Genomic DNA, 9,343 nt, shown 5'->3' with positions numbered 1-9,343 from the left:
GGGAAATGGACGGCCCGTGCTGTTGGCCCTTGCCCAACCATGATATCGACGAAATAATCTTCCATTGCGGAATACATAATTTCTTCGATATTGGTTGGGAGCCGATGAATTTCATCAATAAATAAAATATCGCCTGGCTCAAGTTCATTGAGTAAGGCCACCAAATCACCTGGCTTTTCAATTGCCGGACCTGACGTTGTTTTGATATGGACGCCCATTTCATTGGCAATAATCATCGCCAACGTCGTTTTCCCTAATCCCGGTGGGCCAAAGAGCAAAACATGATCCAAGGCTTCTTGGCGTTGTTTAGCTGCGGCAATATAAACCGACAACTCCTCTTTTAAGGCCGTTTGCCCAATATATTCACGCAAAAATTGCGGCCGCAATGACAATTCATCATGCTGCTCGGCTTGATTAGCGGCAGCATCTCGAATTAAGCGATCCGCATCAGTTGTTTCTTCATACCATTGATTAAATTGTGGTGTTTGTTCATTTGCCATAACTACCATTTTACCACGTTTATTGCCTGTAAATCAGAGCCACTTAACGCGCAACCTGTACTGTAAGCTGTGGCAGTGGCTGATGCTGACGATTATAAAATCTCACGTCATAGCGCGTCTCCGTCACATCCAACACAGCATAAGTGCCACCTAAGTTAGCATGTGGCCCTTTAGGCAGACGGATTGAACCTGGGTTAATAAACAAGATATCATCAAACACAACCGCCCCTTCCAGATGGGTATGCCCAAAGAGGGCGACCTGTGCGTTAGCTTCCTGTGCCGCCGCAGCCATTAATTTCAGGTTCGCCCAAGCGTTAAATTGGGTCGCATCATAGAGATGGCCGTGCGTTTGGAAAAAAGTGATCCCATCAATCGTTGTCGCCCGTGCGGCCACAAAATCAGGATCATCATCCATATTACCAATTACAGTGGACACGCCATCAAACACGGTGTCATCCGCCGCTAATTCAGAATCACCATTGTAAAAAATACCGGCAACGCTATCCCGCCATTTGTCAAAAATATCTGCAATGATCTCACGATCACCATGTGTATCTGAAACAATTAAAAACTTTGTCATCTTACTATGTGACACGATATTAATCGTGTGACGCTCCTTTCAACCAGTTTGGTAATTGGGCAACCAAGTCTTGTAACGCTAAGCCGCGATGACTCACTTGGTTTTTCTCAGCCGCTGTTAATTCAGCAAATGTTTTGTTAAAACCTGGTACCCAGAAAATGGGATCATAACCAAAGCCGCCTTCACCATGACGTTCATGCGTCATCACACCTGTCACTTGACCTTTGGCAACCAAGTTATCCCGCCCTGGTCCGGCTAACACTAAAACACTGTGGAAATGCGCGGTACGGTCTGGATTATCGCCTAATTTGGCCAAGACTTTGTCAATATTGGCCGCATCATCATGGTCACCAGCATAACGGGCTGAATAAACCCCCGGATCACCATTCAAAGCATCCACAGTCAAGCCCGAATCATCTGCTAAGACAAAATCATCAGGGGCTAGTGGTGTAATCGCCATGACTTTTTTCAAGGCATTTTCTTCAAATGTCTGGCCATCTTCAATAATTTCTGGGATATCATCCCCTAAATCACGCAATGGCACCACTTGTAAATCAATTTGATGTTGCGCTAAAATTGCGGCTAATTCGGTAATTTTATGCGCGTTATTGCTCGCCAGGATAATTCTCGGCATGTTATTTCTCCTCTAAATGTTGGGTGGCACCTTCGCCGACAATGGTAAGATGGCGCACATCTAGTGCGGTATCGCGGGCTAACCAATCCGTCGCAATGGCCTTGAAGGTCGCTGGCTCTTTGGTCGTGTAGAAAATATCATCTGCATGCTGATGCGGCACTGCCGTATGTAAGGCCTGCTGATCTAACGTGTCGATAATGACTCGTACGGTCTCACGCCCTGGATCTACTAATTTCACGTTTGGCCCAACTGCTGCAGTGATGGCCTCAGCCAATAGTGGGAAATGGGTGCACCCTAAGACCAACGTATCAATCCCCTGCGCGGTTAACGGGGCTAAATGTTGCGCCACGATGTCTTTAGTGGTCGCTGCTTGGGCAAGATTGGCTTCGACTAATTGGACGAAATCCGGCTCAGCTTGCTGGAAAATTGTGACATCAGCATTCACCGCTTGAATCTCGTCTTGATAAGCCCCAGAAGTGACGGTCCCCTGGGTCGCAATCACCCCAATCTTTTGATTACTCGTTGTCGCTGCAGCCGCAGTGGCGCCTGGCACAATCACGCCGATAACTGGAATAGGTAACTGCGCTTGTAATTGTGGCAAAGCGCGCGCTGTGGCGGTATTACAAGCAATCACAAGTAATTTAATATGTTTTGCCGTCAGCAAAAACTGCGCCATTTGAAAGGTATAATCAATGACTTCTTGTACTGGTCGTGGCCCGTACGGCATCCGTGCGGTATCGCCAATAAAAATAAATTGTTCATGTGGTAGCTGGTCCTGGGCCGCTTTCACAACGGTTAAGCCGCCGACACCAGAATCAACAAAACCAATTGGATTATTTTTACTCATACCTATAATTATGCCCTTAAAAACAGAGAATGCAAGTTTTTCGCGTGTAAAGTTTGGTATAATAAAAGTCTGAAAGGTTTATACGGGCACATGAACATCAACGATTATGACAAGATTTTACAAACTAATTTCCAAGTCAATAGTTTTGCATTGACACTTTTGCGCGACGGGTTACTACAAAACCTCTTGCAAGAAGATTACCCCCATATTCTCTATTGGGCCGGTAAAGAAATCGCCCGTCAATTTCCCTTTGATGCGTTAGCTTCAGTTGTTGAATTTTTCGACAATGCCGGTTTTGGTCATCTTGAAATTGCGTCACAAGATAGCAAAAATCAACGTTGGACTCTCACCGGTGATCTTGTCCAACAACGCTTAAATCTGAACCGTTCAGCTGATTTTAGCTTAGAAGCTGGCTTTTTGGCACAACAACTTGAATTGCAAACTGGGGCAATTGCCGAAGCAACCTTCAAAATTGGCAAAAAGAATATCGGGGTCAACTTTGAAGTCGTAACGGACCTCAATGAAACGGTTGACGTTTCTGATATTAAACAACGCGTTGCGGCACGTGAATCATTCCTCAAACAAACACACGAAACCGTTGAACAAGCACAACTCATCGAAATTCGTGACGATGGTGCCATTTCTCGTGAACAATCAATCACCGATTCTCTGTTGGCCTTCAAATTTGACGACATTGCCTTACCAATTGAAGAGCAAAACAATTTAAGCGCCCTATCAGATGATGAAGCAATTGACCCATTCAACGTCCCAACAACGACATTTAATGATTCACAATCACCATTCTCGTAAAAAAACGACCCACAATTGTGGGTCGTTTTTATTTGAACTGTTGCAAATTTTGTGCTGTTGGCATCAAATTTTGCCAGTCTTTTGATAGATAATTGTTGTTAATGTGATAATTGGTTGGCTTGTAGCCACCTTCTAAGAACGGCTTGATATATTCATCTGCCGTTACCCAACCATTCCAACCAAGGTGAATCGTATCTTGCATGAAGTAATTCTTTGCCCCATCATGTGAGAGATCGGCAATCTTGTTGAACCCTTGTGAGGTCAACTGCTTTTTAACCTTATCCACACTCTGGTAATACATATCATTACTCAAGCCTGTATAATTTGCCCAACGTCGGTTAACTGGTTGAATGACAAACAACACATCCGTTTTCTGACGCGCAAACTCAGCCAAAACCGCTTGTAGATCGGCATACTGCTGTGATTGACGGTAATCAAACTTCTTTTGTGAGTCAGCCAAGCGCTTCAAATTAAATTGAATCCGTGAACGGTAGAATGAATCCTTGATTTTGAAGGGGTTATTCGCCGTTTCACGTGCGGCAATTCTAGTTGCTTCCTTAAACAAAGCACCGTTTTCATCAGTGGCTGGTAAACGACTAATAGCTGGCTTGACGTGTTTATCCCAGTTATTTGAACTAGCAAGGTTTGAGAACAGCTCATCTTCGCGTAACAGCGCCCGATGACGAACAGACAACAAATTCAAATCAGTTTGTGACAAAGGCTGATTATCCTTAATCTTAGTCACTAATTTCGCATAAAAACCGTTGTCTTTAATTTGTGGTTGTTCTAACAACTGCTTGGCAATATAACGATCAGTCGGTGTAATTTCTTTGATGTTACGCAACCAATCAACTGTCATCAAGGTAGAATAGAACACTGAGAATGCCCCATGCACATTTTTCTTAACAAACCACTGTTGTGAAATCACAAAGACCGCTTGCTTTTTATGCAGAGCTGGTAACATCTCTTGCATGCTGAGATAGTGTAGCAATGACTCCGTCCCTGCTTGTCCTAACAAGAAAGGTTGATAATTGCGGTTATATTTGGCAGCGAGCATCGAGGGATGCATCGTGTCCAAACGCAATAACTCACTTGAACCAAAAAACGGTACATAGCGCTTAGATGGGTCACTAAAAGCCGCCGTCTTAACTGTCTCGCCTTTATACACATTTTTTGAAAATGAAACAGATGCGTCGCGCACGCTTTTTTGTGAAATGTGGTTTAAGGAGAAAGGTGCTAAAAACAACGCACCAGCCAGTACAAACGCAATGATTACTGGCCCAAAAATCCACCAAAGTCCCCGTTTTTTCATATTACTGTCCGATTAATGATTCAACCTTGGCAACCACTTTATTAGGTGTATCCCATTCGTCACGGTTAAATTCTGACACGGGTGCTTGGATGTCAAACTTGTTTTCAAGATCCAACAACAATTCAACTGTTGCCATTGAATCAAGCAAACCATCATCAAACAAGTTTTCATCCATCTTGTCTGATACATCTTCACCTGTGATTGTGTTCAAAATATCGATTACTTCTTCTTTTACTGACATGTTTTTTTCCTCTTTCTTTTTATACGATAGCTAGATTATTATGACTTAAACCATAAGGTATCCAAAAAGCCACTAAATATTAAGAAACTGACCATCACGACGTTAAACGTCAAGAAGATGGCAAATGCTTCTGTGAACTTGTTATGTGGGACATGGTGCTTCTTCTTATAACGCAACCAGGCATCATTGATGACCAGACCAACACCGTGGAATAAACCATAAACGATGTAGTACCAAGTAATCCCGTGCCAGAATCCCATCAATAACATGTTCGAAATATAGGCGACATTTGATAGCGTGATGCGGCTTTTAAACCACTTGTTCTTCATCATTGTGAAAACCAAACGCATGAAAACATAATCACGGAACCAAAATGACAAGGTCATGTGCCAACGATTCCAGAATTCCTTCAAGTTTTTTGACAGGAACGGCTTGTTAAAGTTCATTGGTAGGGAAACGCCCATCACGTAACTTGTTGCGACGGCGAATAGTGAGTAACCCGCAAAATCAAAGAACAAATCAAGCCCGTAGGCATACATCACCGGAATTAACCACCAAGTCCATCCATGATGGATGCTGCCAGCAGCTAATGCTAGGCTTTCCACCTGCGGTAGGATCAATGTCCCAAAAATGTAAGCCAAAACAAACTTGTACAAGAAACCAAGGAAGAAATACCAGACCGCTTTTTCCAGCAGTTCCAAATACTTCTCACGCGTTGGGACAGTCGCCACATCCTTTTCAAAGCGCCGATACCGATCAATCGGTCCTGACGAAATGGAAGGCATAAATAGCATAAATCTTAGGAACAGCAAGGGATCAAAGTTTTTAATTGAACCATCACGTGTTTCTAAAATCATCCCGACTGACCGAAAGGTCAGGTAAGAAATCCCCATAAACCCAAGTAAGGTTGATACATGAGTCCAATGTGTTGCTGGTGCGAGCTTAACTAGGAATAACGGTAAAATTGCGAGACCGGTGACGACATAAAAGACGCTACTACGATTCGCTTTTTGTCGATACTTGGTATACCCCCAAACCAACAGCCACTGCCATATCATATACCCGATAATGGCAAAACCTTCGTGGTATTTAGCGCCATCAAACATCAAAACGATAAATACCAACGATACTGCAATTTCATACCAAACAAAACGCTTCCCAAAGCACAACCCGATAGCCAATGGTGCTAACGCTAATAGCAAGTACACAAAGTACTTGGGATCAGCATACGGTTGTAAGTTAAGCATTACCATTCACCTCAGCAATCAAGCCTTTCAGATCAATCTTACCATTAGGTGTTAACGGCATGCTGTCACGATAAATGAAGCGACCTGGTACCATATAGGGCATCATGATATCTTCAAGTTCCGCTTTAATCGCTTGCGTCAACAAGATTGGCTTTTCAAAGTCATTCGCTTTTGGCACAATAATGGCCAACAATTGCTTGACCTTACCATCCGCATCATATCTTGGTACTGCCACGGCTTGTTCAACCCACTGGCTTTGTTGCAATTGATGGGCAACTTCTTCTAATTCAATCCGGAAACCGTGTAATTTGATTTGGAAGTCTGTTCGACCACGATAATGCAACAAGCCATCAGCATCACGCGTTGCCAAATCACCCGTGTGATAAGCTTGCTTGCCATCAATGGTTGTAAAGGCAACCGCCGTCTTTTCTGGATTATTCAAGTACCCCTTAGACACTGATGGTCCCGCAATCACAATTTCACCCGTTTCACCATCAGGCAACACTGCCCCATCAAGATCTTGAATGATAATGTCGGTATCAGCGTTAGCATACCCAATTGGCATCTTGTCATACTCAGCCATAATTTCTGGCGTAGTTTGTAGACCAGTCACAGCAACTGTTGCTTCAGTTGGCCCATACGTATTAAAAATCTTAGCTTGTGGGAAACGTGCCAAGAGCTTTTCTGCCGTCGTCTTAGTTAACACTTCACCACAGAATAAGAATGTATCAAGTTCTGGGTGCGTTTCTTGATTAAATTCTGGGTTCAACAAGGCCACATCGGCAAATGATGGCGTTGACACCCATTTGTTTAATGCCAAGTTTGGCAAAGTATGGAACAAAGCCTTAAAGTCATCAGCCGTGGCTTTTGGCAAAGCCTTCAAAGTTCCCTGTGACAACAACGTTGGCACCCAATCCATGACCGACAAGTCAAATGAATAAGGTGGTTGTGACAAGACGTTGGCCCCTGTTTGCCAACCAAAGTCGTCGCCCAACATCCAGTTAGCAAAGCTCAAGAGGTTATTGTGTGAAATCTGAACCCCTTTTGGCTTGCCCGTTGTGCCAGAAGTAAAGATAATATAGAAATTATCATCCCCTGTCACCGGTTGTGTTAACCTAAAATCAACGGGCGTTGCCATAATATCTGCGAGTTGTTGACGCGTGATAACTGGCACAGTTGTCACGTCGATTGGCAAATCATCAACGGCAATCACCAAGGCTGGTTCCCCAATGGCCAAAATATCTAACAAGCGCTCGTCAGCAGAATTCACATCTACTGGCACATAAGCATGTCCTGATTTAACACTGCCTAAGAAGCTGGCAACCATTTCAAATTGTTGCCCACCATAAACCATGATTGGTGCTTTATCTGTTAGCCCCATGTTTGTAATGTGTGCAGCTAAACGATCAGATGTGGCCTTTAAATCGGCATATGTATGTGTGCGACCCAATTCATCATACGCAACGTGATCCCCCTGATTTGTTGCGATGGCATCAATTGTCTCAATGACGTTTTTAATTATCATGTTTCATTCCCTATATTAAAATTCGTTGTAGATGAAGTGTCCTTGTCCCACCCCTGAATAACTATACAGGTAAACAAGGATCAAAATAACACAAAAATAAAATAGCGTCCGACCCATAAAGTTTATAATCGGACGCTGAAAGAACCGCTTAATCAATTTCACGTTACCCCTCTTCTGTGATTTTCATGTATAATCGACGTAAGTATGACAGTGTCTGGCACACAAAAAAATAATGAGTTAATTATAACATAAATGTGTCAATCTTGTAGCATATTGTTACAAGATAAAATTTGCACGAAATTGGAGAAACTATGTGCTATTTTCTAGTCAATGTGGCCCAGCGTTGGGAAGCAAAGTTGTGGCAAATGACTGCTTTTCAAAGTATCAAAACAGCATTACATCAATCTCTACCAATTATTATTATTGATATTTTTTTACGCTTATCAGTTAAGCTTATTCTATCGCCCAATGCGCTATTCGTCAAATTATTTAAGCTTGATGTGCAACCAGTCAAACCATTTTTTGATACCATAATGGTACTGTTACCGCTTGCAGATGCAACGGTTGTCCTAATTTACGTCATCGCTCTGACGCATCAGTACCTGACCGCTAATCATTATCAAAATACCAGTCTCCCTTTGATTACGAACTGCTTGGCGGTTTTCTTATTTTTTGGCGATAAAAATCAATTCCCTGTCTTTAACGTCAATCAATACTTTGTTGTCACCTTGATTGCCTTATTGAGTAGCTACTCTTACACCCGCTATGCCATTCATATCAAGCATCATCCTAATCCCTACAGTTTGCCTTATCTCATTTGGGCAGGCATTATTATTATCCTAGGCCTATTTTTACATCAACTTTTCCGGCAACAACTCTTTGAGTTCTTCTTATCCGATCTGTGGACACATCGCTTCTTTGCCTCGTTCTTAGGCCTTATCATTATTACGACTGTGGCGCCGATACTGTACCTTTTGGGTGTGGCGCTACCACCAGAACTTACTGCGCCATCATCAAACATGTATGGCGTTGATCGAAATCTCACCACCTATCTCACCACTGCACACGGTGCCTTACCCGTACCGGAAAACGTATATAGTGTTTATGGCGCCTTTACGTTATTTGGTGGGATTGGTAATGCGTTAGCCATCTGTCTCGTCTTATTATTTGCTGCTTCCAAGCAGCAACGTCGTCTAGCGAGAATTTCTTGGTTCCCAACGTTATTTGATAATAGTTACCTGTTGTTTGTCGGGGTGCCACTCTTTTTGAACCCCCTGATTTTCATCCCAATGATTTTAGTTAATCTGATGAGTTTAGCCATTAGTTTCATTGCTATCACAACCCATTTCATTCAACCAATCGTCTTTGTTGCACCTGACAGCTTGCCTAATTTGCTGTTGCCAACAGTTGCTAGTACCACGCCAATCCGTTCACTCATGATTACGGTGATCATTTTGATTGGTTCTGTTCTTATCTATCGCCCCTTCTTATCCCATCTAACTCTGGAGGTATCCGGTGAAAAATAAACTCATCTTAATCACGAGCATTATCTTGCTCTTGGTGCTTGGTTTTTTTAGTCACAAAGCCATTGTCCAATCCAGTGACAAAGAAGCCAAAATTCAAAATTCACGCATGAAACCCATTATT

The 9,343-nt window shown here is 42.9% G+C and carries 11 protein-coding genes; 2 read left to right on the top strand and 9 right to left on the bottom strand.

The genetic code is table 11. From position 1 onward, the window contains the following. The 4 genes from ACW12G_RS04650 to murI all read right to left on the bottom strand — a co-directional run. The coding region (locus tag ACW12G_RS04650; protein WP_455647390.1) for an AAA family ATPase at positions 1–500 on the bottom strand (500 nt) is incomplete at its 3' end. A 43-nt stretch (positions 501–543) separates the two neighbouring features. Next, positions 544–1,080 carry a YfcE family phosphodiesterase gene (locus ACW12G_RS04645; RefSeq protein ID WP_147001136.1) on the bottom strand — a complete coding sequence of 179 codons (537 nt, stop codon included), beginning with the start codon at positions 1,078–1,080 and terminating at the stop codon, positions 544–546. Between the two features lie 19 nt (positions 1,081–1,099). Further along, a complete protein-coding gene (gene rdgB, locus ACW12G_RS04640) occupies positions 1,100–1,714 on the bottom strand; it encodes an RdgB/HAM1 family non-canonical purine NTP pyrophosphatase (RefSeq protein WP_270746976.1) in 615 nt (204 codons plus the stop codon). A 1-nt stretch (position 1,715) separates the two neighbouring features. Continuing rightward, positions 1,716–2,561, bottom strand: coding sequence for a glutamate racemase (gene murI / locus ACW12G_RS04635; RefSeq protein ID WP_270746977.1), 846 nt, complete (start codon positions 2,559–2,561; stop codon positions 1,716–1,718). A 90-nt stretch (positions 2,562–2,651) separates the two neighbouring features. Here murI and ACW12G_RS04630 point away from each other — a divergent pair, with 90 nt between their 5' ends. Then, positions 2,652–3,371, top strand: a complete 720-nt coding sequence (locus ACW12G_RS04630; protein WP_010001244.1) for a YslB family protein — start codon at positions 2,652–2,654, stop codon at positions 3,369–3,371. 28 nt (positions 3,372–3,399) lie between these two features. Here ACW12G_RS04630 and dltD read toward each other — a convergent pair whose 3' ends face one another. From dltD to ACW12G_RS04605, 5 genes are read right to left on the bottom strand one after another with little or no spacing between them, the layout of a single operon-like run. After that, on the bottom strand, positions 3,400–4,683 hold the full coding sequence (gene dltD / locus ACW12G_RS04625) for a D-alanyl-lipoteichoic acid biosynthesis protein DltD (protein ID WP_455647389.1): 1,284 nt from the start codon (positions 4,681–4,683) through the stop codon (positions 3,400–3,402). Between the two features lies 1 nt (position 4,684). Next, the gene (dltC, locus tag ACW12G_RS04620; protein ID WP_010006567.1) at positions 4,685–4,924 is read right to left on the bottom strand and encodes a D-alanine--poly(phosphoribitol) ligase subunit DltC; all 240 of its coding nucleotides are present in this window, start codon (positions 4,922–4,924) and stop codon (positions 4,685–4,687) included. Positions 4,925–4,962: 38 nt separating this feature from the next. Beyond that, positions 4,963–6,171 carry a D-alanyl-lipoteichoic acid biosynthesis protein DltB gene (gene dltB / locus ACW12G_RS04615; protein ID WP_455647388.1) on the bottom strand — a complete coding sequence of 403 codons (1,209 nt, stop codon included), beginning with the start codon at positions 6,169–6,171 and terminating at the stop codon, positions 4,963–4,965. Beyond that, positions 6,164–7,696: a D-alanine--poly(phosphoribitol) ligase subunit DltA gene (gene dltA, locus ACW12G_RS04610; protein WP_270746979.1), complete on the bottom strand. Its 1,533-nt coding sequence runs from the start codon at positions 7,694–7,696 to the stop codon at positions 6,164–6,166. The genes dltB and dltA overlap by 8 nt, the downstream gene beginning before the upstream one ends. Positions 7,697–7,711: 15 nt before the next feature. Next, a complete protein-coding gene (locus ACW12G_RS04605) occupies positions 7,712–7,852 on the bottom strand; it encodes a teichoic acid D-Ala incorporation-associated protein DltX (RefSeq protein WP_455646533.1) in 141 nt (46 codons plus the stop codon). Between the two features lie 155 nt (positions 7,853–8,007). On the opposite strand from ACW12G_RS04605, the gene ACW12G_RS04600 reads away from it, so the two are divergent. Further along, positions 8,008–9,222 (top strand): PTS sugar transporter subunit IIC, encoded by a 1,215-nt coding sequence (locus ACW12G_RS04600; protein ID WP_455647387.1) that lies wholly within the window; start codon positions 8,008–8,010, stop codon positions 9,220–9,222. Positions 9,223–9,343: the final 121 nt, after the last annotated feature.

This window comes from Leuconostoc sp., from assembly GCF_965300815.1.
Note: the sequence above shows the minus strand (reverse complement) of the source record. Positions and strands in the feature narration are given on the sequence as shown.